This is a genomic window from Nocardioides sp. Root1257 (genome assembly GCF_001425175.1).
Lineage (GTDB): Bacteria > Actinomycetota > Actinomycetes > Propionibacteriales > Nocardioidaceae > Nocardioides.
The window spans coordinates 680,417-704,022 of sequence record NZ_LMDV01000009.1 but is presented as its reverse complement, the minus strand read 5'-3'; the positions used below and the strand labels follow the sequence as shown (position 1 = coordinate 704,022).

At 71.7% G+C, this 23,606-nt stretch carries 19 protein-coding genes; 8 read left to right on the top strand and 11 right to left on the bottom strand.

Annotated elements, in window-relative coordinates:
• Window positions 1-25 precede the first annotated feature (25 nt).
• Window positions 26-1,024 carry a hypothetical protein gene (locus tag ASC77_RS17460; RefSeq protein ID WP_156391152.1) on the top strand — a complete coding sequence of 333 codons (999 nt, stop codon included), beginning with the start codon at window positions 26-28 and terminating at the stop codon, window positions 1,022-1,024.
• 27 nt (window positions 1,025-1,051) lie between these two features.
• On the opposite strand, the gene ASC77_RS17455 is transcribed toward ASC77_RS17460, so the two are convergent.
• The 5 genes from ASC77_RS17455 to ASC77_RS17435 are packed head-to-tail and all read right to left on the bottom strand — an operon-like array spanning window position 1,052 to window position 6,529.
• Window positions 1,052-1,990, bottom strand: a complete 939-nt coding sequence (locus ASC77_RS17455) for a D-glucuronyl C5-epimerase family protein (protein ID WP_056155836.1) — start codon at window positions 1,988-1,990, stop codon at window positions 1,052-1,054.
• 4 nt (window positions 1,991-1,994) lie between these two features.
• Entirely contained in the window at window positions 1,995-3,053 is a 1,059-nt protein-coding gene (wecB, locus tag ASC77_RS17450) for a non-hydrolyzing UDP-N-acetylglucosamine 2-epimerase (protein WP_056155833.1), read from the bottom strand.
• Window positions 3,050-4,345, bottom strand: a complete 1,296-nt coding sequence (locus ASC77_RS17445) for a glycosyltransferase family 4 protein (RefSeq protein ID WP_056155831.1) — start codon at window positions 4,343-4,345, stop codon at window positions 3,050-3,052. Before ASC77_RS17445 ends, wecB (ASC77_RS17450) begins: the two co-directional genes overlap by 4 nt.
• Before the next feature lie 50 nt (window positions 4,346-4,395).
• Entirely contained in the window at window positions 4,396-5,769 is a 1,374-nt protein-coding gene (locus ASC77_RS17440) for a hypothetical protein (RefSeq protein WP_056155828.1), read from the bottom strand.
• The gene (locus ASC77_RS17435) at window positions 5,762-6,529 is read right to left on the bottom strand and encodes a glycosyltransferase (RefSeq protein ID WP_056155825.1); all 768 of its coding nucleotides are present in this window, start codon (window positions 6,527-6,529) and stop codon (window positions 5,762-5,764) included. The genes ASC77_RS17440 and ASC77_RS17435 overlap by 8 nt, the downstream gene beginning before the upstream one ends.
• Before the next feature lie 77 nt (window positions 6,530-6,606).
• On the opposite strand from ASC77_RS17435, the gene ASC77_RS17430 reads away from it, so the two are divergent.
• Window positions 6,607-7,488, top strand: a complete 882-nt coding sequence (locus tag ASC77_RS17430; protein ID WP_056155822.1) for a glycosyltransferase — start codon at window positions 6,607-6,609, stop codon at window positions 7,486-7,488.
• Here the strand turns inward: ASC77_RS17430 and wecB (ASC77_RS17425) are convergent.
• Entirely contained in the window at window positions 7,418-8,545 is a 1,128-nt protein-coding gene (gene wecB, locus ASC77_RS17425) for a non-hydrolyzing UDP-N-acetylglucosamine 2-epimerase (RefSeq protein WP_056156574.1), read from the bottom strand. The two genes, ASC77_RS17430 and wecB (ASC77_RS17425), sit on opposite strands and share 71 nt — an antisense overlap.
• 5 nt (window positions 8,546-8,550) lie before the next feature.
• Window positions 8,551-9,660: an NAD-dependent epimerase/dehydratase family protein gene (locus tag ASC77_RS17420; RefSeq protein WP_056155819.1), complete on the bottom strand. Its 1,110-nt coding sequence runs from the start codon at window positions 9,658-9,660 to the stop codon at window positions 8,551-8,553.
• A 263-nt stretch (window positions 9,661-9,923) separates the two neighbouring features.
• Here ASC77_RS17420 and ASC77_RS17415 point away from each other — a divergent pair, with 263 nt between their 5' ends.
• The 6 genes from ASC77_RS17415 to ASC77_RS17390 all read left to right on the top strand — a co-directional run bounded on the left by ASC77_RS17415 (window position 9,924) and on the right by ASC77_RS17390 (window position 16,686).
• Window positions 9,924-11,129 carry a hypothetical protein gene (locus ASC77_RS17415; RefSeq protein ID WP_056155816.1) on the top strand — a complete coding sequence of 402 codons (1,206 nt, stop codon included), beginning with the start codon at window positions 9,924-9,926 and terminating at the stop codon, window positions 11,127-11,129.
• Between the two features lie 75 nt (window positions 11,130-11,204).
• Window positions 11,205-12,224 carry a polysaccharide biosynthesis protein gene (locus tag ASC77_RS17410; RefSeq protein WP_056155813.1) on the top strand — a complete coding sequence of 340 codons (1,020 nt, stop codon included), beginning with the start codon at window positions 11,205-11,207 and terminating at the stop codon, window positions 12,222-12,224.
• Window positions 12,221-13,213 (top strand): hypothetical protein, encoded by a 993-nt coding sequence (locus ASC77_RS17405; RefSeq protein ID WP_056155810.1) that lies wholly within the window; start codon window positions 12,221-12,223, stop codon window positions 13,211-13,213. Before ASC77_RS17410 ends, ASC77_RS17405 begins: the two co-directional genes overlap by 4 nt.
• Complete coding sequence (locus tag ASC77_RS17400) at window positions 13,210-14,445, top strand: glycosyltransferase family 4 protein (protein ID WP_056155807.1); 1,236 nt, start codon at window positions 13,210-13,212, stop codon at window positions 14,443-14,445. Before ASC77_RS17405 ends, ASC77_RS17400 begins: the two co-directional genes overlap by 4 nt.
• Entirely contained in the window at window positions 14,442-15,362 is a 921-nt protein-coding gene (locus ASC77_RS17395; RefSeq protein ID WP_056155805.1) for an NAD-dependent epimerase/dehydratase family protein, read from the top strand. The genes ASC77_RS17400 and ASC77_RS17395 overlap by 4 nt, the downstream gene beginning before the upstream one ends.
• Window positions 15,363-15,420: 58 nt before the next feature.
• Complete coding sequence (locus ASC77_RS17390; protein ID WP_056155802.1) at window positions 15,421-16,686, top strand: hypothetical protein; 1,266 nt, start codon at window positions 15,421-15,423, stop codon at window positions 16,684-16,686.
• Here the strand turns inward: ASC77_RS17390 and ASC77_RS17385 are convergent.
• The 4 genes from ASC77_RS17385 to ASC77_RS17370 all read right to left on the bottom strand — a co-directional run bounded on the left by ASC77_RS17385 (window position 16,683) and on the right by ASC77_RS17370 (window position 23,532).
• Window positions 16,683-18,563, bottom strand: a complete 1,881-nt coding sequence (locus ASC77_RS17385; RefSeq protein WP_056155799.1) for a DUF4012 domain-containing protein — start codon at window positions 18,561-18,563, stop codon at window positions 16,683-16,685. The two genes, ASC77_RS17390 and ASC77_RS17385, sit on opposite strands and share 4 nt — an antisense overlap.
• A 116-nt stretch (window positions 18,564-18,679) precedes the next feature.
• Window positions 18,680-20,377, bottom strand: coding sequence for a nucleoside-diphosphate sugar epimerase/dehydratase (locus ASC77_RS17380; protein WP_056155796.1), 1,698 nt, complete (start codon window positions 20,375-20,377; stop codon window positions 18,680-18,682).
• A 165-nt stretch (window positions 20,378-20,542) separates the two neighbouring features.
• Window positions 20,543-22,738, bottom strand: coding sequence for a HelD family protein (locus ASC77_RS17375; RefSeq protein WP_056155793.1), 2,196 nt, complete (start codon window positions 22,736-22,738; stop codon window positions 20,543-20,545).
• A gap of 47 nt (window positions 22,739-22,785) precedes the next feature.
• Window positions 22,786-23,532 (bottom strand): enoyl-CoA hydratase family protein, encoded by a 747-nt coding sequence (locus ASC77_RS17370; RefSeq protein WP_056155789.1) that lies wholly within the window; start codon window positions 23,530-23,532, stop codon window positions 22,786-22,788.
• Window positions 23,533-23,606 lie beyond the last annotated feature (74 nt).

Genomic DNA, 23,606 nt, shown 5'->3' with positions numbered 1-23,606 from the left:
CCGCGCAACAGGGTGAGAGTGGGATATGAGCTCTAGGACGTTCGACGTGGCTGCGGGCTCGCCCGCCACGCCTCCGACGCGGGACGAGGTCGCGCGACTGTTCGACGATCACGTGTGGGGCCGCTACTGCGCGGACTGGTCGCTCCCGCGAGCCGGTGCGCGAGCGATCGAGCGTGACGCTCTCCTCGGCCTGCTCAGCCGACCCTCGTCCGTGGTCTTCTACGCGACGGCGACCGACGACCCGTCGAGCCTGGTCGGCGTGCTCGTGGCGGCACGGTCCGAGTGGGACACCGACTTCTGGGGGATCGACTACGTCTCCATCGACGCCCTGCACGTGGTCGGCGGGTCCGACGACGTGCGCGAGGAGATCGCGGGCGCGTTGCTCGACGAGTTCCGAGGTTGGTGCGCAGCCGAGCGGGTCCGCTTCGTCTGCACCAGGGTCGAGACGTTGGACCTGGCCGTGATCCACGCCGTCGAGAGCCGGGGGTTCCGCTACATCGAGACCACCCTGACGAACGCGGTGGACCTGCGCACCAAGCAGTTCTCGCTGCCCCCCGGATACGAGATCCGAGCACCGCGACCGGACGAGACGCCGCTGCTCGTCGACATGACCGTCGACGCGTTCCTGACCCACCGGTTCTACGCCGACCCGGGATTCCCCAAGGCGAAGGTCGACGAGATGTACCGGCGATGGGTCGAGTCCAGCCTGGAGTCGCCCGCGTGGACCACCATCGTGCTGGATCTGGACGGCGTCGCGCACGGCTTCTTCATCTACCGGATCGAGGACCACCGCGAGCAGGTCGGCGTCCGGATCACGAAGTGGCGGATGGGCGTGCTCGGCGTCGAGAGCCGCGCCAGCGGCCACGGCGTGGCCCTCTTCGAGGGCGCCATGGACCATGTCGGCGCGTCCAGCGAGATCGTCGACTCCGGCCTCAGCCTGCGCAACCTGAAGTCGTTCAACCTGCACACCAAGCTCGGGTTCCGGGGCCTCTCGTTCTCGGCCACCTACCACCAGTGGCTCTGACCGCACCCCACCCGTCGTCGAGGTGACCTACGGCAGCGCGGCCTTCCAGCGCTGGGACATCGCGCGGTAGACCTGCCGACCGGTGATCTTGTACATCACCCGGGTGAGCACGACGTGGATGTACGGGTACACGTCGGCGACCGGCACCGGCGCGGGGCCGCCGGCGAGGTGCGCGAGACCGTAGGAGCTCGCGCCACCGCCCATGTCGTAGAGCCTGAGCACGGCGGCGGCAGACGCCTCCCCGCGACGCCACAGGCGCTCGGCCTCACGGTCGCCGGTCTTCGCGGCGAACTCGTGCAGGCCGATCAGCGCGAAGAGGAACCCGTTGAGCACCAGGGTCGGACGCTCGGTGGTGGGGTACTCCTCGTAGAAGGGGTGACCGCGCCACACCCGCAGCACGCCACCCTTCTTGACGGAGACCGAGAACGAGGCCAGCGCCCGGTGTCCCGCACGGCGGAAGACGTCGTTGCCGGTGATGCGCCAGACGCGCTCGAGCAGCGACAGCGCCTGGCCCTGCGCCATGCCCGAGACCCACGGGGCGCTGACGCTGGTGCCGGCCCAGTCGAGCGGGTTGTCGAACCTGTAGGCCCAGGTGCCGTCCGAGCGCTGTCGCGAGACCAGCCACCTGGCCGCCCGGATCGCCAGCCTGTTGTGTCCCTTGGCGTGCTGCTCGAGCCCCCACTGGGTCACCGTGACGGGGTTCGCCTGCGGCTTCTTCAGGTGGGTGTAGCGCACCCAGGGCACGCCGTGGATCATCACGACGTTCGGCTCGGCCGCCGTGTCGACGTCGGCGAACCAGAGGTACGCGTCCTTCACCGGCGTGGGCTTCGCGGACGGGGTCGTGGCCGACTGCGGTTCGGCGGCCGCCGGCTGGGGAGCATCGTCGCCGCACGATGCTGCCGTCAGCAGCACGGTGACGACCACGGCGGCCGTCAGCGCGGTGAGACGTCGCCCTCGGTCCCCCATCGACTCAGGCCCCGGCACGACGTACGAGCTCGGCGATCACCCGGTGCGCGGCATCGCCGGCGCCGTAGTGCGGGGGACGCGGACCCGTGGGCACCGGGCGGCCCACCTTGGCGGCCAGGTCGGCGGGCTCGGCGAGGACGTTCCACCCGTCCGTCAGCGTCTCCTCCCACTCGGTCTCGGTGCGCAGGGTGGTGCACGGCCTGCCGAGGAGGTAGGCCTCCTTCTGGAGGCCGCCGGAGTCGGTGACCACGCCCTCGCTGCGGAGGACGGCGGCGATCAGCTGCGGGTACGCCATCGGAGCGGCCAGCTCGATCGCACCGCCCTCGAGGGTGATGCCGTGCTGCTCCGCGCGTGCCACGAGCCGGGGGTGCGCGACGAGCACGACCCGCTGCGGCAGGCCCTGCAGGCTCGTGACGATGCGGTCCAGGCGCGCGGGGTCGTCGGTGTTCTCCGCCCGGTGGATCGTGGACACGCGAAAGGGTGCGGCCACGTCGAACGGGACCATGGCCGGGTCGTCGACCACCCGGTCGCGCACCCGCAGGCAGACGTCGGTCATCACGTCGCCCACGACGACCGTGCGCTCCCCCAGCCCCTCGCGCTCGAGGTGCTGCCTGGCCAGCGGCGTCGGCGCCAGGAGCAGGTCCGCGCAGTGGTCGGTCAGGACGCGGTTGTGCTCCTCGGGCATCGCCCGGTTGAAGGAGCGGAGCCCGGCCTCCAGGTGTGCCAGGGGCAGCTGCAGCTTGGCCGCGCACACGGCGGCCGCGAGGGTCGAGTTGGTGTCGCCGTAGACGAGGACCCAGTCTGGCTGCCGCTCGGCCAGCACCGGCTCGAGGGCGGCCAGCATGGCGCCCGTCTGCACGCCGTGCGGGCCGGACCCGATCCGCAGGTTGACGTCCGGGGAGGGGATGGACAGCGTCTCGAAGAAGCTGTCCGACATCGCCGCGTCGTAGTGCTGGCCGGTGTGCACGATGGTGTGGTCCACGCCGGCGGCGAGGGCGGCCTCGGAGATCGGGGCCAGCTTCACGAACTGCGGTCTGGCACCGACCACGCTGAGCAGCTTCATCGGCGCTCCAGCTCCACCACGGTGCGGCGGCTGCCGACGACGGCCTCGAGGATCGTCTCCAGCTGCACCGACTGTCCCTCCCGCGAGAACCCGTTGATGACATCGGTATCGGGCGTCAGCGCGAGGCTGCCGGCCGCCACCGCACGCAGGCCGCGGCAGAGCTCCTCCGGATCGGTCGACACGCAGACCAGGAGGCCGGCGTCGCGCGCGATCCGCGCCGCCTCGATGTCCGGAGAGGCCGCGATGACCGTCGGCCGGCGTACGGCGAGGTACTCGAACAGCTTGGTGGTCGCGACCCCGCGCTGACTGTCCTTGGACCGCTGCCAGGTCTCGAGCACGACCAGGCAGTCCGCCTCGGCCATCAGGCGGAGCGCCTCGTCGGCGTCCACCTTCGGCCGGCTGACCACGACGTCGAGCAGGTCCGGCGTGGCCGCGCGCACGTGCTCCACGAGCGCCTCGGAGTGGGCGCCGATGATCTCGAAGCGGACCGGGGTGTCGGCCTTCAGCAGCTGCAGCGCCCGCAGGAACTCGTGCGGCGGCAGGAAGTCCACGTAGGTCCCGACGTAGCGGACGACGAGCTCGCCGGAGCGCGGCGGCTGGGTGGCGACCCACTCCACGGCCTGCTGCACCCGGGCCGGCTCGAAGCCGTTGTAGATCAGGTGGGTGTCCGGGCTCCACCGCGCGTAGTAGTCCTGCATGGCACGCGAGACCGTGACCGTGGCCTGGCTGTGGCGCACGAGCCACCGGTCGAGCACGACCTCCAGCCTGCGGGAGAGCCAGGTGCCCTGGGCGAGGTTGCCGTTGCTGAACTGGTCGCGGTAGTCGGCGACCCACGGCGTGCCCCACCGCCTGGCCAGGAGCCGTGCACCGAGATGGGTGATCCACGGCGGCGAGGTGGACATCATCACGTCCGCCCGCTGCGTCTCTTCTTGCGCCCGCGGGTCGCGGAGCAGGTCCCTGACGAAGATCAGGTCACGGTCGAGCAGCTGGCCGCACAGCCTCAGCGCGAGCTGCGCTGCTCGGCCGCGCAGGCTCCCGAGGACGCCCCGACGAGACGGGACCGCAGGAGTCTCGGTGCGTGTCGGCGAGATCTCGGTCGGTCGCGGCAGCTCGAGGATCCGCACGCCTTGCGGGAGAGGCTCCGTCAGCGCCCCGTGGGCCGGCCTCTTCGTCGGCGTGACGACCACGACGTCGTGACCCCGCGCCGCGAGGTTGCGAGCGAAGGCCGTCACCCTCCGCGCACCCGTGGAGTTCACGGGCGGGAAGTAGGTCGCGACGATCAGGACACGCATGCCAGCATCCTCGCAGACCCCCTCGTGACCCCCCGGGGTCGGGACGCTGCTCAGCTGCGTCGTGCCGGGCGCTCGTCCCGTCGTACCTCGGGCGCCCGGGCGTCGTCCTCAACGGCCGGCGCAGCACCGGACCACAGCTCCGCGCGCGCCTCCCGCAACGTCCACGGGGGTTCCTTCCGGGCCGGGATCCGCATGGCGGCGAGCAGCACCGCCGCGAGGACGGTCATGCCGTTCGTGGAGAAGATGTAGGGGTTCACGGCGGCGATGACGAGGTAGGCCAGCCAGCCGGTGAACAGGTAGTGGCTGCGCCGCAGGTGCCGCCACAGCGGGTAGAGGAACAGTGCCGCGTAGATCAGGGCGCCGAGGAGGCCGAAGAGGCGGATCGTGTCCAGGTACGTCAGCTCCGTCACCGCCTGGCACGCGCCGAGCGCCGGGCTGGGCACGCAGGATCCCGTGCCGTAGCCGAAGATCAGGCTGAACGGGTGGCTGAACATGTCGGCGTACGCGTGGAGGTAGTCGATCTTCCGGGCGTTCGACTGAGCGGTGAGCGTCGACGCATCGGGGACGCCGGTGCTGAGGCCGCTGCCGCTGCCGCTCCCCTCGCCCTCGCCCGGGTGGACGGCGACGATCTGTCCCAGCGTCTGCCGGCCCATGAAGGCCAGGACCATCATCGCGGGGATCACGACGGCGAAGACGGGTCGGCTGATCTGCCAGAGGAAGAAGGCGGCCAGCAGGATCGCGACGATCATGTCCGCGCGGGTGCCGGAGAAGAACAGGGCGGCCAGGCTCACGCAGGCCAGCACGAACTCGATCGAGCGCTTCTTGGTCCTGAGCGCCCGGTAGCCCCAGTAGGAGGCGACCAGCACCAGCATCGGCGAGGTGTAGTAGTAGAGGTAGGGAAGCTGGACGGAGCCGTACTCGCGGAACTGGTAGGACCAGATCTGGTGCACGAACCCGAAGTTGTTGACGTCGTCCCTGGCGTAGAACAGGTCGCCGATCGGCATGATCCAGACGAAGAGCGACAGGGCCGTGAGGGTGATGACGACCGCCATCTCCACCCGACGGGGCGAGCCGCTGACGGCCGCGCCGCCGACGAGGAGCACGAGGAAGATGAACGTCCCGGCGTACATCGTCCACGGACCGCCGACGTAGTCACCGCGGACGAAGTGCACGCCGGTCGCGTAGACCGGCAGCACCACCGCGAAGACCGCCACGTACAGCCCGAGCTTGACCGCGTCGAACTGGCGCAGCGCGACGAAGCCGGTGCGCCAGCCCGCGACCAGGCTGAGCAGCGCGAACAGGAGGACGGCGCTGTACTTCACGTACGGCAGGACGACGCCGACCGGGTCGAAGATCGCCACGAAGACGGCGACGACCAGCAGCAGGCTGGTCCAGAAGTCGAGGGTGCGCAGGCGCTCAGGCACGGTGCCCCCGGCGTGCTCGCAGGGCCCGAGCTGCGGCGATGCCGGTGAGGGCGACGAGTCGGACCCGGGTCTGCGCCACCCTGCCGATGCGACGGCGCCGGATCGGGCTCAGGTTGGCTCCGTGCACCCGGCGCAGGGTCACCGGACCAGCGGGGTGTCGCGTCGTGCCGGCGACGTTCCCGACCAGCGCCAGCCAGTGGTCGTGCGCCTCGACGGCGCGCGGGAACGGCAGCAGCACCGAGCGGAGGTCACTGCGGAAGGCCATGCACGAGCCGTAGTACTGACGTCGACCGAGCATCAGTCCGACGACGTTGCCGAGCCCGTGGCCGTCCATCGCCGGCGTGAGCGGTGGCACCGGACCCGACTGCTCGTCACCCAGGATCGCGTAGTTGCCGGCCGCCAGGTCGGCGTCGGCCAGCGCGGTCGCCAGAGTCTCGGTGCGGCCCCGAGGCCACACGTCGTCCTGGTCGCTGAGCATGATGATCTCCCCCGATGCTTCGCCGATCGCGCGTTCGAACGTCTTGACGTGACCCTGGTTGTGCCCGGAGCGGACGACGCGCAACCGTGGATCCGCCAGGCCCTCGAGCAGGGCGACGGTCTCGTCTCGAGATGCGTCGTCGACCACCACCACCTCGTCATGGGGACCGAGGTCAGCGAGGATCGAGTCGACCTGCTCGCGGATGTGTGCGGCGCCATTGTACGTCGCGAGGCAGACCGAGATCCGGAGCGGTTCGCTCGATCCACTGCCCCCCGTGCCCATTCGCAGCATCCTAATGGTGGCGGCGCCGCCGCCCTCCGGCCAGGGGTCGCCCCGCCGCAAGCACTACCCTCGGCCACGTGCTCCCCAGCGTCGGCGTCGTCTCCTACAACCCGCCGGAGTCCCTGGTCTCGCTGTGCGCCTCCGTGCTCGCCCAGGGCTGCCGGGTCCGGGTGATCGACAACGGCTCGGACACCGGGGCGGAGGTGCTGGTGGCCTGCGAGGAGGCAGGCGCCGAGGTCGTGCGGCTCGGGAGCAACACGGGGGTCTCAGGAGCGCTGGCGGCCCTGCTCGACGCAGCGACGGACGAGGAGTGGCTGCTCACCCTGGACCAGGACAGCCGGCTGCCCGACGACTTCGTGCCTCGGCTGGCCGGCAGCACGGCCGTCGCCGACCCGGAGGTCGCGGTGATCGGCCCGGTCGTGCGGGACGAGCTGACGGCCGACGTGCTGCAGGGCGACCCGCAGGCACCGTCGGCGTACGACGTCATGGGCGTCATCACCTCGGGGTCGCTGTGCCGGACCGGCGCGCTGCGAGCGGTCGGCGGCTTCCGGGCGGACCTCTTCATCGACTACGTCGACTGGGACCTGTGCCTGCGCCTGCGGGCCGCCGGCTGGCGGGTGGCCGTCGAGCCGGCGGCGGTCCTGCTCCACTCCCTCGGCGCCACCCGCACCCACAGCGTCGCGGGAGTCGGGGTGCGCGCCAGCCACCACTCGGCCGACCGGCAGTACTACAAGTACCGCAACTTCCTGCTCCTCGCCCGCGCCGGCACGCTGCGCGGCGCCCTCCGGTGGTCGGTGCGCCAGGCGGCGGCACTCGCCTGGGGTCCGCTCAAGATCGTGCTGCTCGAGCGGGAGCGGATCGCGAAGCTGCGAGCGATCGCCGCCGGCGTCAGGGACGGGCTGCGGGGTCGCGGCGGATCCCGGCCCACGCGTGGTGGCGCCCAGCGGTCGACAGGATGAACCGGACGACCCGGTTGCTGGTGTCGTCGATCTCGTAGCCGGCGGGCATCGAGCTGGTGACGGGGCCGTCGTCGAGGGCGACGCGGACCGCCCGCTCCACGTCGTCGGGGTCCAGGCCGGTCATCATGATCGACCCGGTGTCGAGTGCCTCGGGCCGCTCGATCGAGTCGCGCAGGGTGACGGCCGGGAACCCGAGGATGGACGCCTCCTCCGCGATGGTCCCGGAGTCCGACAGCACGCACGCGGCACGCAGCTGGAGATGGTTGTAGTCGTGGAAGCCGAACGGCTCCAACCACCGCACGTCACCCTCGACCTCCTGCCCCAGCGCCTCCAGCCGCTTGCGCGTCCGGGGGTGGGTCGAGACGACGATCGGCAGGTCGTGGACCCGGTGCACGCGGTCGAGGCACGCCAGCAGGGCGGTCAGCCGCTCCGGGCTGTCGACGTTCTCCTCGCGGTGGGCGCTCACCAGGAAGTAGCCCCCGGCCTCGAGACCGAGCCGCTCGAGGACGTCCGAGGCCTCGATCCGGTCCCTGACGCCCTCGAGGACCTCGCGCATCGGCGAGCCCGTCACGATCACGCGCCGAGGATGCAGGCCCTCGGCCAGCAGGTTGCGGCGCGCGTGCTCGGTGTAGGCGAGGTTGAAGTCGGCGACGTGGTCGACGAGCCGGCGGTTGGTCTCCTCCGGGACGTTCTCGTCGAAGCACCGGTTGCCGGCCTCCATGTGGTACGTCGGGATCCGCATCCGCTTGGCCATCACGGTCGCGAGGCACGAGTTCGTGTCACCCAGCACCAGGACGGCGTCCGGCCGCTCCTCCAGGAGCACCCGCTCCGTGCCGATCAGCACGCCGCCGAGGACGGAGCCCAGGCTGGACGTGTCCACCCCGAGGTAGTGGTCGGGAGCCCGCAGCCCGAGGTCGTCGAAGAAGACCTCGTTCAGCTGCCGGTCGTAGTTCTGCCCGGTGTGGACGAGGACGTGGTCGATCCCTGCGGTCGCGTCCAGCCTCGCGATGACCCGGGCCAGCCGGATGATCTCGGGGCGGGTGCCGACGATCGTCATCACCTTCACGGCAGGACCACCTTCTCCGGGTACTGGTCGGGGTTGTCGAGGTCGAGCAGCTGGTCGGCCCAGAACATCGTGACGAGCTCGCTGCTGCCCACGTTGCGGATGTTGTGCACCCACATCGTGGGCATGTCGACGAACGACGGCTGCTCGCCGCTCAGCCGGAACGTCACGACGTCGTCGTGCAGCAGGCGCCGCAGGTTGATCTCCGCCTCGCCGCGCACCACGAAGAACCGCTCCACCTTGTGCAGGTGGTAGTGGTCTCCTCGCATCTGCCCGGGCCGGGTGGTCGAGACGAACGCCTGCCCGGTGCCGCCGTGCGCACGCACCGTCTCGAAGAGCGAGCCGCGGTCGTCCGCGTGCACCTGCGGCGAGAGCGGCCACATGTCGGGGAAGGCCGCCGCACGGTAGGTGTTGAAGAGGTTCACCTCGAAGCGGCCGGGCAGCGGCGGGATCTCCCCGCGGGTCGCGTACAGGTCGTGCGCCTGCTCCAGCAGGGTCAGCACCTCGCCGATGCTCCGCGGCTCGCCCTCGACCGTCCGGCGCTCGGTCCGTCCGATCGAGTCGTGGATCTCCCGGGCGGCGTCCTGGGCGTGCAGCAGCGGGATCTCCCGGTCGCCGGTGACGCTCGGTCGACGCCCGGCGGCCACCTCGTGGGCGAACGTCGCCACGAACGAGTTGTACGCCGGTCTGCCGTGCTCGCCGAACAGGTTCGGGAGCAGGAGGTCGGCGAAGTGCCCACCGGCCGCCCGCACGGTGCGATCGAGCACGGTCGCCGCGGCGGCCTTGCCCCGCCCGTACGCGTTGTCCAGGTCGGCCTGCACGGAGTTCGCGTAGACGACGTCCACCGGCCGTCCGACGTGCGCCAGGGCATCCGCCAGGCCGTCGGCGAGCGCGACGTTGCCGCGCTCGACCTCGTCGTCGCTGCCGGCGCGGTTCACACCGGCCAGGTGCAGCACGACGTCCACCTCGGCGAGGGCCGCGGCGAGCCGTTGCGGGTCGGCGTACTCCTGCCGTCCGATGCGGACGGCATCCACGCCGCTCAGGGCGTGCAGCCGGCTGGCCGTGTGCCACCCGAGGAATCCGGAGGCACCAGTGATCGCGATCCTCACGCGTGTTCCTTCCAGGCGTCGGGCGCTCGAGACACGAGGTTCCCCTGCAGCATCACCCTCCACCGACGCAGGGATGCTACCGGTCGGCAGCACCGGTCGGCAGGCGAGGTGACGGCGCCCGACCCGGCGGCGGCCTGCCGAAAGCGGCTCCGAGCTCACCCCAGTGTTAGCCTCGGCTCCGTTCTGGACGCCACAGGCGCTGTCATCTATGGGGGAAGTACATGTCTCTGTCTCGTTCTCGGGCGACTGCACGCACTGCACTGATGGCGGTGCTGCTGACGCCGGCCCTGGTGCTGTCGAGCTTCGCGCTGGCTCCCGCCGCGCAGTCGCAGACGATCAAGCCCACCTTCTGGGGCATGCACCACAACGACTGGACGAAGAAGCCGAGCGTCACCGTGGGCGCTGCGAACTTCACGACGTCCTCGACGTACTGGCCCGCGATCGAGACGAGCGCCGGGGTCTACAACTGGACCCACCTCGACAACCAGGTCGCCGCCGCGCGCGCAGCCGGCGCCCGGCCGATGATCGTGCTGGGGCAGACCCCGCAGTTCTACTCCCCGACCCCGAGCTCGGCGGACTACCGCACCTCGGTGCCTGACCTGACGGCGTGGAAGAACTACGTCACGCAGGTCGCCCAGCGCTACGGCACCCAGCTCGACTACCAGATCTGGCCCGAGCCCAACGTCACGCAGAACTGGCAGGGCACCGTCGCCCAGATGGCGCAGCTGACCGCCACCGCCGCGACCGCGATCCACCAGTACGCCGGCAAGGGAGCGATCGTGGTCTCCCCGGCCGTGGCGCTGCGGACGCCCGGGCAGCGCGCCTGGACCCTCTCCTTCTTCAAGCAGAAGGTCGGCGGCAAGCGGATCCACTCGTACATCAACGCCATCGCGATCGACCCCTTCCCGGAGCAGAAGGGCACGCCCGAGGACTCGTTCGCGATCATGACCTCCATCAAGAAGTCGCTCGCCAAGATCGGCGTCCGCACCCCGATCTGGAACAACGAGATCAACTACGGCGTCCGTGGCGGTCACGCGGCCACCGGCGTGCGCTACCCCATGGCCAAGCAGCAGTCCTTCGTGGTCCGGACCTTCGCCCTGAGCGCCGCGGCCGGGATGCAGCGGACCTACTGGCTGGCGTGGTCCGTCAGCCCCGAGCTGTCGGTCAACATGACGACCAAGAGCGGTGCCGCGACGCCGGTCGCGAAGTCCTACACGACGGTCCGCAACTGGCTCAACGGCACCAACTTCCGGGGCTGCAAGGCCAAGCGCGGCCTGTGGACGTGCACGGCCACCAAGGGCAAGCACGACGTCCGCCGGATCTACTGGGCCGCCAAGGGTCGCATCAAGGTCACGACGGTGGCCTCCAGCCTGCGGCTCGAGAACCAGGCGGGTGCCAAGGCCAAGCTGCGAGGCTCGCGAGTGATCAAGGTCGACTACCGGCCCGTCATGGTGGCCTCGCGCAAGTAGGTGCCGTCTGGCGGCCACCGACAGTCGCTCCCTAGACTGAGCGACTGTTCGATCCGGGAAGGCGACTCACACCCCATGCACACTGACCAGTCGACGGTGCTCGTGACCGGGGGCACCGGTTCGTTCGGCTCCACGATGGTCCGCAAGCTGCTGGACACGGCGGTGCGCGAGGTCCGGATCTTCAGTCGTGACGAGCTCAAGCAGCACGAGCTGCGCCAGGCCCTCAACGACTCGCGTGTCCGCTTCTACATCGGCGACGTGCGCGACGAGGACAGCGTGCGGCGGGCGACCCGCGGGGTCGACTTCGTCTTCCACGCGGCGGCGCTCAAGCAGGTGCCGAGCTGCGAGTTCTTCCCGCTGGAGGCGGTGCGGACCAACATCCTCGGGAGCGCCAACGTCATCGAGGCCGCCGACGCCAACGGCGTCCAGAGCGTCGTCTGCCTGGGCACCGACAAGGCGGCGTACCCCGTCAACGCCATGGGGATGAGCAAGGCCCTGATGGAGAAGGTCGCGCAGGCGTTCGCACGCAACAACCCGACCGCCCGGACCACCGTGTCCACGGTCCGCTACGGCAACGTGATGATGTCGCGCGGATCGGTGATCCCGCTGTTCGTGCAGCAGGTCCGCGACGGGAACCCGCTGACGCTCACCGACCCCTCGATGACCCGGTTCCTGATGTCCCTCGACGAGGCGGTCGAGCTGGTCGAGCACGCCTTCGAGCACGCACGGCCCGGCGACCTCTTCATCCGCAAGGCTCCGGCCAGCACGATCGGGGACCTCGCCCGAGCCGTCGCCGAGGCGATGGGCCGCGAGGCGGACCTCAAGGTGATCGGCACCCGGCACGGCGAGAAGCTCTTCGAGACGCTCGCGACCCGCGAGGAGCTCGCGCGCGCCGAGGACCAGGGCGACTACTACCGCGTGGCGGTCGACGCCCGCGACCTCAACTACGGCGAGTACTTCGACCAGGGCGACCCGACCGAGACCCACGTCGACGACTACCACTCCCACAACACCGACCGCCTGGACGTCACCCAGGTGGTGGAGCTTCTGACGGGGCTCCCTGAGTTCCGGAAGCTGGTCGGGACCGGTTCGTGACGGCGTTCTGGGTCTCGCTGGCGGCATCCGTGGTGCTGACCGGCCTGCTGGTGCCGGTGCTGCGCCGGCTGGGTGTCACTGACGTCCCCAACGACCGCTCGCTGCACAGCAGCCACACGCCCCGCGGCGGTGGGCTCGCCCTGCTGCTGGCCGTCCTGCTGGCGGTGCTGGCCGCGGGCGAGGCGCTGCCGGACGGCGCCGTCGCTGCGCTGACCGCTGCCGTCGTGCTCGGCTCGGTGGGCCTCGCCGACGACGTCCGCTCGCTCCCTGCCGCGTTCCGGCTGGCCGCCCAGGGAGCCGTCGCGCTGGCGACCGCCCTGGTGATCGAGCACCAGTCCGCGGGCGCCGAGGTGTGGGCCCCGGTCTTCGTCCTCGTGGCGACGGTCGCCGTGGTGGCCTACGTGAACGCCTTCAACTTCATGGACGGCGTCAACGGCATCTCCGCCCTCAACACGGTTGTCTGCGGCGGCTGGCTGCTCTGGCTGGGCCACGAGTACGACGAGGGTTCGTTGGTCGTCCTGGGGTGCGCGCTGGCAGGTGCCGCGCTGGGGTTCCTGCCGTGGAACCTGGCGTCGCGGATCTTCCTCGGAGACGTCGGCAGCTACGGCATCGGCGGCTTGGTCAGCACCGCCCTCGCCTTCGCGTGGGCCTCGGGTGCGCCGGTCGCCCTGGTCGTCGCGCCGACGCTCATCTACCTCGCGGACACCGGGTGGGTGATCCTGAAGCGGGCCAGGGCGGGCCAGTCCCTGACCCAGGCGCACCGCGGCCACGTCTACCAGCGGCTGGTGCTCGGGGGCTGGCCGGCCTGGGCGGCCGCCGCGTGGAGTGCTGCCCTCGCCGCCGCCGTCTGCCTGCTCGCCGCCGGCCTGTACGACGACCAGCCGCTCGTCGCGGCGCTGCTCGCGGCGCTGGTGGTGCTGGCCTACCTGGCCTCGCCGAGGCTGGTGCGGCCGGTGCCGGCCGACCCGGCCGACAGGGTGGCCTCGTGAGGATCGGGATGATCTCCCAGTGGTACGAGCCCGAGACCGGCTCGGCCGCCCATCCCACCGCGATCGCGCGCGCCCTGACGGCCCGTGGGCACGACGTGCAGGTGCTCACCGGCTTCCCGAGCTATCCCCAGGGTCGGGTGCACTCCGGCTACCGCATGGCGCCGCGTCGCCACGAGGTGCGCGACGGGGTGCAGCTGCTCCGGGTGCCGGACGTCCCGAGCCACGACGACAACGCCCTGCGCCGCGCGGCCAGCCTGACGTCGTTCGCCGCCTCGGCGACGCTGCAGGTCGGCTGGCTCCGCCACGTCGACGTCTGCCTGGTCTACCTGACGCCGGCGACGGTCGGCGCCGCGGCGATGGCGCTCCGGGCGACCGCGGGGGTGCCCTACGTGCTCTACGTCCAGGACCTGTGGCCCGAGACGGTGACGGCGAGCGGGTTCATCGGCAACCGTCGCGCGTCCGACGCGGCGGAGCGTGGCATCACCGCCTTCCTCACCCGGCTCTACGGGCGAGCGGAGGGCATCGCCGCGATCAGCCCGACCATGGCTCGGACGATCGCGGAGCGCGGCCCCCGGGTGTCCCCGGAGTCGATCCCCAACTGGGTCGACGAGACGGTCTTCCGGCCCGCGCCGCCCGTGGTCGACCCCGCGCTCGCGCCGGACCGCTCGTGGATCATGTACGCTGGCGGCGTCGGCGAGGTGCAGGCGCTGGAGCACGCGGTCCGAGCTGTCGCGCTGCTCGGCAACCGCCCGGACATCGGCCTCGCGATCGTCGGCGACGGCGTCGCCCGGCCCGGCCTCGAGGAGCTCGCCGCCCGGCTCGGGGTGAGCGACCGGGTCCGGTTCCTCGGACCGCGCCCGATGGCGGACATGCCCGGGCTGATGGCGGCCTCGGTGGCGCAGCTGGTGAGCCTGCGCGACCTGGAGCTCTTCCGAGGCACGATCCCGAGCAAGGTGCAGGCCTCGATGGCGTGCGCGAGCCCCGTGCTCTGCTCGGTCGCCGGAGATGCGGCGGCGCTGGTCGAGCGGGTGCGCTGCGGCGTGACCGTTGCCCCCGAGGACGCGCAGGAGCTGGCGGCCGGCATGCGGACCCTGGTCGACCTTCCCCTCCCGGAGAGGCAGGAGATGGGGGCGCGCGGACGCGCGGCGTACGAGCGCGAGCTCGGCTCCGCCGCAGGCGCCGAGCACCTGGAGCGGATGCTCCTCGCCGCCGCCCGGAGCAGGCACCGGTGACGACGGTGCCGAGCGTGGCGGTGCTGGGAGCGAGCGGGTTCGTCGGCTCGGCCGTGGTCGAGGCCCTCGAGCACCGGGGCGTGGAGGTACGACGGGTCCCGAGCCCGCGGCTGTCGAGCAGCGCGCGAGGAGCAGCCGAGCTGAGCACCCAGCTGGCAGCCCCTGGCCTCGAGCGCGAGGTGGAGTCGCTCAGGTCCGCCCTCGCAGGCTGCTCGGTCGTGGTCAACGCCGCCGGCCTCGCCACGGCCACGGCCGGCGGGGACGACGCCCTGGTGGGCGCCGACGCGCTGCTTCCGGGAGTCGTCGCGCGGGCGGCGCCACCCGCCGCGCGACTGGTCCACGTGAGCTCGGCGGCGGTCCAGGGACGGCGCGAGGTCCTCGACGAGTCGCTCGGGACGAGCCCGTTCAGCCCCTACTCCGCCGCGAAGGCGTGGGGCGAGGCGCTGGTCCAGGAGCGGGGAGGCGCCACCGTCTGCTTCCGGCCGACGTCGGTCCACGGCCACGGTCGGGCCGTCACCCGCACCCTGGCACGCGCGCTCGGCTCACCTCTCGCGACGGTCGCCGGGGACGGCGAGCGACCGACCCCCCAGGTGCTGGTGGCCAACGTCGCGGACGCGATCGCGTACGTCGCGACCTGCAGCGAGCAGCCGCCTCCCGTCGTGCTCCAGCCGTGGGAGGGGCTGACCACGGCCGGGCTCGTGCGACTGCTCGGCGGACGTGAGCCCGTCCACCTGCCCGAGCCGTTGGCCCGCACGGTGGTGGGCTCCGGCTACCGCGTCGCGCGCTGGTCCGGCCGGGCTGCGGGCATCGCGCGCCGCCTGGACATGATGTGGTTCGGCCAGCGGCAGGAGCCGGGCTGGCTCGAGACACGCTGGCAGGCGCCGTACGGGCAGGACGCCTGGCGGGACCTGGCCTGAGCAGCACGTAGCGTGGGGGGCTGTCCGCGCAGACGATTCTTGGGAGTAGCTGTTGAACGTGCGTGTCGTGACGGCCGCGGTCGTCGTCCTCGCCCTCGCCGCCGGCGGGGCGACCTGGTGGGTCCTGCGGGACGACACGGGGTCGTCCGCCCCCCGACCGGTCGCGTCGTGCGCGCCCAAGCCTCCGCAGGGGGACCTCGCCCCGGCGTACTGGGGGATGCACGTGTCGTCGCCGATCGGCAGCGACTTCCCGGACGCGCCGGTCGGAGCGGTCAACCTGACGACGTCCCAGGTCTACTGGAACCAGGTGGAGACGGCGCCCGGCCAGTACGACTTCTCGCGCCTCGACCAGATCGTCGAGACCTCCGAGGACCGGGACGCCCGGCCGATGGTGGTCCTGGGGTTCACGCCAGCGTTCCACGCGGCGGACCCGGGGGCTGCCTCTGCCGCGACCACGATGCCGGACACGGAGGCCTGGCGGGCGTGGGTCACCGCCGTCGTGGAGCGCTACGGCACGCAGCTGGACTACCAGATCTGGCCGGAGCCCAACATCACCGGCAACTGGTCCGGCACGCCGGAGCAGATGGCCGAGCTGACCGTCACGGCCGGCACGATCATCCACGACCGTGAGCCGGACGCGCTCGTCGTGGCGCCCGCGACGACCCTGCGCCTGTCCTCCCAACGGGACTGGATGGATCAGTACTGGGGCGCCGAGGTGGACGGGAAGCCGGTCGCCGACAGCGTGGACGTCGCGGCGATCGACCCCTTCCCGATGGAGGACGGCACCCCCGAGGACGCGCTCGCCCTGGTGTGCCAGGCGCGGAGCATCCTCGCCGAGCACGACGTCCGCCTCCCGGTGTGGACCAACGAGATCAACTACGGCGTGCCCAGTGGCGGCACCGCCGAGGCCACGCCCTACTCGGACGCCGAGCAGGCGGCCGTGGTGGCACGCACCTACCTGCTGCAGGCCGCCATGGGGATCGACCGCGTCTACTGGCTGGGCTGGTTCGGCTCCCCGACCCTGGCGGTGACGATGGTCAGCGACGGCGAGCCCACGGCCGCCGGGGACGCCTTCGCCACCGTCCACGACTGGATGGCCGGATCGGCGGGCCCGCAATGCCAGCGCGCCGACGGCGTCTACACCTGTGTCGTACGGCGCGCGAAGGACTCCCTGCGGGTCGTCTGGAGCGTGGGCGACGTGGACGGGGTGCGCGCCGGCGCCGGGGCCACCGCCGTCCTCGACCTCGACGGCGAGCGTCGCTCGGTGAGCAAGGGTGACTCCGTCCCGGTGGACGAGAGCCCGGTCGCGATCGTCGAGCGCTAGGCCGGAGCCAGCACGATCGTCCAGTGCTCGCTCGCCTCGAGCGCGGCGACCTCGATCTTCAGCGTCGAGCCCTGCACGGTCCACCCCGGCGGGAGGTACGTCGACCGGAACCCCTCGGGGATGTGCACCGTCACCGCGAGGGACTCGGGCAGCACCGTGCCCTGCGGGTCCACCGACAGCCGGTAGACGAGCTGGCCGTCGGCGCCCTTCGTGACTGCTCCCGGCACGCGGTAGGAGGCGCGCAGGTGGGTGGACTTGTCGGGCGGGACAACGGTCCCCTGGGCGAGGTAGGAGTGGTCGTAGAACGTGCCGACGCGGCCGTCCCACTCCTGGCCGCCCACCGAGAAGTTCCGGACCTTCGCCTTCCCCGGCAGGAACGCCGACGCGGCCAGGGTCGACCACCGCGTGAAGTAGCCCTCGTGCGGGTCGTCGCCGGGGACGGCGTACGGCGGCGTGTCGTTGTCGATGAGCACGTTCAACCGGTCCCGCGAGAACCCGTCGGGGTCGAGGGCGACATCGAGGGCGACGTGGCGGCGCTGGTAGTAGTCGACCTTGGCCGCACGCAGGCTCTGCGTGAAGACCCCGAGGTAGTCGCCGACCGGCTGCGAGAGGTTGCCGTCCATGTCCAGGCTGCCGAAGGCGGCCTGGACGTCCGGGTCCTTCACGAACAGGGAGAGGTGCCGCCCCGCACCCGCGCTCATCAGCGCCTGGGCCTTCGCGAGCTCGTTGCCACCGGCGAAGACCTGGGTCAGGACGGCCGAGACGATGCTCGAGGAGGACTGGTCCTGGACCGTGGGGTCGGGGTAGTAGTCGTCGTAGGAGCCGATCAGCGTCTTGGTCAGGTCGGCCCCGTCCACGACCCCGACGCCCGGCACCGTCGTGGGCCCGCTCGCGGCGAGGACCTTGGCGACGGCGACCACGTCGACGGCGAGCACCCCGTCGTACGTCTCGTCGGTGGCGCTGCGCCACGCCCGGAGCAGCTCGGGTCCGGCGACCGACCAGGACGGGGCGAAGGTGGAGTTCGCGAGGTAGGTGTTGGGTCGGTGGAACGGGTTGCCCTTGACCCTCGGCCACGTCAGCGGGACGCGCAGCCGGTCGTCCTGGACCAGCGGGGCGGCGTCCTGGAGGTCCAGCGTGCCGTCGCGCCACGTCATGCGGGCGAAGGCGAGCGTCGCGCCACCGGAGTAGCGGAGCTCAGCGGGGTTCTGGATGGCCACGAGGTAGGAACGGGGGCCTTCGAAGCCCAGGAAGGCGGGCAGCGAGTCGAGCAGCGGCTGGGCCTGGGTGAGGCCGTCGATCAGGGGCGTCAGCTGCTTGGAGGCATCGTCGCGCCGCGACGTGATGACCCCGCCGAACATCGCGGTCCCGCGCACCTGGCCGATCTCGTCCGCCGCCGCCTCCAGCAACGGGGTGGACTTGCGGGCGCCCGAGACGACCTCGGCCAGGGTGTCGCGGTCGACCTTCTTGTCGTGGAACAGCGTGGCGCGGTCGCCGGCCACCGACGGGTAGAGGTCGGCGCCCATCTCGGCGACCGACGTGACGTCGTCGAGCGCCGCGATCAGGTGCCGTACGTCCGCGACAGACTGGCCGAGGACGGGCGTCCGGCCCCAGAGATCCGGGATGATCCCCTGGGAGCCCTCCTGCGCCTTGTCGACGTGGCCGCGCGCCCGCGCGACGGCGTCGCGGACGGCGTCCTCGTCACCGGCCTGGGCCGCGTCGCCCGCGGCGCTGAGGTCGTCGCTCGCCTCCTGGGCCGCGATGGCCACCCGCACGAGCGGGAAGATCAGCACGATGAGGGCGGCGACGACGAACCCGACCGCGACCGCGATCTTCTGACGACGAGAGGCTCGTCGCCTCTCGTCCCGGTGCACCGCCATGTCAGACTCGCGCCTCGCGGCATCCAGGAGCGGTCTTCACCCGCCCATGGTGCCAGACGTGACCCACCGCGACGGCATCGTCAACGTCGCCCGGAGGCGGTCGTACGGACCTTTTATCAGACTCTCAGGTCGCTGAGGTCGGCCGGGTCCAGCGCCGGCACGGACACCGCACGGATCATCGGGTGGTCCGTCGGGCGCGCGTGCTCCTCCTCGCTGAAGAGGGCCTCGTGCAGCTTCTCGCCAGTCCGCAGGCCGGTGAACACGACACCGACGCCGCGGGCGCCCGAGAGACCGATCATCCGGTGGGCGACGTCGAGGATCTTCACCGGCTTGCCCATCTCGAGCACCATCACCTCACCCTCGCGGCCGATCGCGCCCGCCTGGACGACGAGCTCGCAGGCCTCGGGGATCGTCATGAAGTAGCGCGTGACGTCGGGGTGGGTCACCGTGACCGGCCCGCCGGCCTCGATCTGGGCGTTGAACGTGTGCAGCATCGACCCGCGCGAGCCCAGGACGTTGCCGAACCGGACGCTGATGTAGGGCCGGCCGGTCTGCTCGGCCTGCCACGCGGTGAGCTGCTCCGCGGCCCGCTTGGTCGCGCCGAGGACCGACGTGGCGTCCGCCGCCTTGTCGGTCGAGATGTTCACGAAGTGCTCGATGTCGTACTCGGCGGCGACCCGGAGCAGGTTGAGCGTGCCCAGCACGTTGGTCTTCCAGCCCTCGTCGGGGAACCGCTCCAGCATCGGCAGGTGCTTGAGCGCCGCCGCGTGGAAGACGATCTCGGGACGGTGCTCGGCGAACACCCGGCGCAGGGTCGGCAGCTCGCGGATGTCGGCCAGCACCGTGTCCGGGCCGTCGAGCAGGCCGTGCCCGTAGATGGCCAGCTGGACGGAGTGCAGGGCGGACTCGTCGCGGTCCAGCATGACGAGGCTGGCCGGACCGAAGTTGTGGACCTGGCGGGCGAGCTCGGCACCGATGGAGCCACCGGCGCCGGTGATGAGCACCCGCTTGCCGGTCAGGTAGCCCGCGATCGAGCTCAGGTCGGTCGAGACCTGGTGCCGGCCGAGGACGTCACCGATCTCCGCGCGCCGGATGTCGGTCGCGGCGACGCGCCCGCCGATGAGCTCGCTCACCCGCGGCAGCACGAAGAACTCCAGGTCGGCGTCGTGGGCCATCTCCTGCACGCGGCCGATGAGAGCGGAGTCCGCGCCCGGGACCGCCAGGATGACCGCGGTCGCGTCCTGCTCGAGAGCGATGCTGATCAGGGACTCCCCGGTGCCGAGGACCGGGACGCCGTGGATGCGCAGGTGCCGCTTGCCGATGTTGTCGTCGACGTACCCGACGACCCGGAAGGACAGCTCGGCGTCGTTGCGCACGAGACGGGCGACCTGACGGCCGGCATCGCCGGCGCCGTAGATGATCGCGTTGTGCATCTGGCCGACGGGCAGCGGCGCGCCCGCCATCCGCTCACGCAGGACGCGGAAGAGGTAGCGGCCCGCGGCCGAGAGCAGCAGCGCCAGCGGCGGCACCAGGATCGGGATGCTGCGCGGCAGACCGGGGAAGAACGCCTGGGAGATCATGAGCGTCAGGACGGCGACCGCGCCGACGTGCAGCGCCAGGCCGAGCGCCTCGTCGAACGAGCCGACCAGGAAGCGGCCACGGTAGAACTTCGTGACGTAGCCGAGCACGATCATCAGGACGCCCGCCGTGAGCCCGTAGCGCACGACCGACGTCCACTCCACCTGGGTGATGGTGAAGTCCAGTCGGACGCCGAGGATGACGCCGAGGGCGAGCCCCCAGCAGACGAAGTCCATCGCGGCGAGGACCGCGCGACGCAGCCAGGCAGTGGCGAACAGCGCTGACCCCCGTTCGTCGCGAAGAACACTCGATCGCAAGCTCATATGTAGTCCCCCGAAAATGACGGCATGGCGGAGCAGAAATCGACCGCCGTCTGGCATGGTATCGCGCCCCTGCCGGGATCACCCCAGCGTCGTCAGCAGCTGCGTGGCGCGGGTGAGCACGACGTACAGGGTCGCCCGGCCGGTCGCCGACTCGTCCTCGATCTCCTGCGGGCGTACGACGACGATGCCGTCGAACTCCAGGCCCTTGGTGTCGAGGCCGGTCAGCACCACGATCCGGTCCTCGCCGGACGGCGTCACGGTCGAGTCGACGGCCGCTCGGGCGCCGGCCGCGTCGGCGGCGTGCTCCGGCCAGGAGGCCAGCCACGCGTTCACCTCGGAGCGCCGGGCGGCCGGCACCACGATGCCGACCGTGCCCGCGACCTGCTCGGCGATCGCGGAGACCGCCTCACGGGTCGCGGCCTCCAGCTCGACGACTCCGGTGCGGACGACGGGGTCGACGCCGGTCGAGCGGACCGCCGTCGGCAGGTCGACGTCGAGACCGACCCGCTCGGCGTACGCCGCGGCGTGGGCGTAGATCTCGGCGGAGTTGCGGTAGTTGGTCGAGAGGTGGAACTCGTGGAGCTCCTTGCCCTCGAGCGCCGCGGCCCGGGCGGCGGCCGACTCGGCAGGGACCGGCCACGACGACTGGGCCGGGTCGCCGACGATCGTCCAGGACGCGGAACGACCCCGGCGGCCGACCATCCGCCACTGCATCGGGGTCAGGTCCTGGGCCTCGTCGATGAGCACGTGGGCGAAGGAGTCGTCCTCGATCCGGTGGGTGGGCGGCGCCCAGGCGCGACCGGTCGGCGCGAACTCACGGTCGGCGGCGGTGAAGAGCTCCTGCATGTCGATGCCGCCGTCGAGCAGCCCCGTGTCGCCGAGGGCGGCCTCGTCGTCGGTGCGCACGGGGACGTCGCCGATCGCGTAGCGGAGCTCGTCGAGCAGCGGAATGTCCTCGACGGAGAAGTCCTGCGCGCTCTCCGATCCGACGTTGGCCCACGACTTCGCGAGCAGTCGCTGCTCCTCGGGCCCGAGGACGCCGTCGGCGACGCGGGTCAGGAACTCGGGGTCACGCAACCAGCCGAACACGTCGGCGGCGTCCAGCGGCGGCCACCACGCGGCGGCGAAGTCGAGGAAGGACTGGTCGGAGGTCATGTCGTCGTCGAACGCCTCGCGGCCACGGTCGCGACCGCGCTCGCCTCGCACCTGCCGCCACATCGCGTCGAGCAGCGTGCCCACGACGCGAGGCAGCTGGCGGTTGCGCCGGCCCTGCGACATCAGGCTGCGTCGGATCGTCCCCAGCTGGCCGCGGGTGAGCACGATCGTGTCGTCGCGCCAGAAGATCCGGAACTCGTTCGGGCTGCCGGGCGCCTGCTGCCGCGCCGTACGACGCATCAGCTCGGCCATGGCCGCCGAGCCCTTCACGTCGGCGACCGCGGGCTCGTCGTGGCGGGTGGCGCGCACGCCGTCCACGACCTCGCCGAGGGAGCGCAGCGCGACGGCGGTCTCGCCGAGGCTCGGCAGCACCCGCTCGATGTAGCGCATGAAGACGCCGCTGGGGCCGACGACGAGCACGCCGCCGGTCTCGTAGCGACGGCGGTCGGTGTAGAGGAGGTAGGCCGCGCGGTGCAGCGCCACCACTGTCTTGCCGGTGCCGGGACCGCCGGAGATCGAGACCACGCCGCGACCGGGTGCGCGGATCGCCTTGTCCTGCTCGGCCTGGATGGTGGCGACGATCGAGTGCATGGACCGGTCGCGGGCTCGGGACAGCTGCGCCATCAGCGCGCCCTCGCCGATGATCGGGAGGTCGGTCTCGACCTCGGCGTCGAGCAGCTCGTCCTCGACGCCGACAACGTCGCGGCCGGCGGCACGCAGCACGCGCCGGCGTACGACGCGCTGGGGCTCGGCGGCGGTGGCCTGGTAGAAGACGGCGGCCGCCGGGGCCCGCCAGTCGATCAGCAGCGAGTCGCGGTCGTCGTCGCGCAGCCCGATCCGGCCGATGTAGCGCGGGGCCGGGTCGAGCTCCGGGAGCATGTCGAGCCGGCCGAAGACGAGGCCCTCGTGGGCAGCGTCGAGCTGGGCGATGCGACGCGCCGCCTGGAACACCATCGCGTCCCGCTCGACCAGCCCACCCTCGTGGCCCAGCCGCCCGCGGCTGTGGCCCTCCTTGGCGAGCTCCTGGGCCGCCCGGGCGGACACCTCCAGCTGGCGGTAGACCCGGTCCACGAACTCCTGCTCGGCCGCGATCTCCCGCTCGACCAGCTCTTCCGACACGCCTGTCCCCTCAACCCGTTCAGCGAGTCGACAAGCCTACCTGCCGTCTACTTCTTCCGGGACAGGAACGCCGTCATCGCCTCGCGGGCCTCGTCGGAGGCGAAGAGGCGCGAGGACAGCTCGGCCATCTCGTCGCCGTGGGCGTCGATGCGGGCGAGCAGGTCGCGGTTGAGGATGCGCTTCGACTCCCGCAGGCCCTGGGGTGCGCCCGTGGCGAGCGAGGCGCAGACCTTCGCGACCTCGGCGTCGAGGTCGTCGGCCGGGACCGCACGGGTCACCAGGCCGTACGACGCCGCCTCGGTGCCGGTGAAGACCTCGCCGCCGAGCGTGGTCAGCGCGGCCGCACGGGGGCTCATCCGGGCGTGCACGGTGAGCGAGATGATCGCGGCCGCGAGCCCGAGCTTGACCTCGGTGAGCGCGAAGGTGGCGTCCTCGGCCGCGAGGACGATGTCGGAGGCGGCGACGATGCCGATGCCGCCGGCCCGGACGGCGCCGCCGAGGCGGGTCACGACCGGCTTGTCCATCGACACGATCAGGCGCTGGAGCGCCACGATCTTGCGGGTCCCCTCGTCCATGCCCTCCGAGGCTGCCTCGGAGAGGTCGGCGCCGGAGCAGAAGACCCGGCCCGACGAGGTGATCAGCACGACCTTCACGTCGGCGTCGTCCGCAGCGCGCTCGAGGCCGGCGAAGAGCTCCGACACGAGCTGTCGGGACAGCGCGTTGCGGTTGTGCGGGGAGTCGAGGGTGATCGTCGCGACCGCGTCGGCCGTGGAGTAGTGCACGAGCTCGGGCATACGACCATCCTGCCGCAGCCGCACATCCGAGGAGCGCGCGGCTCCGAACACCCCCCATGAGGAACCGTCTGCTC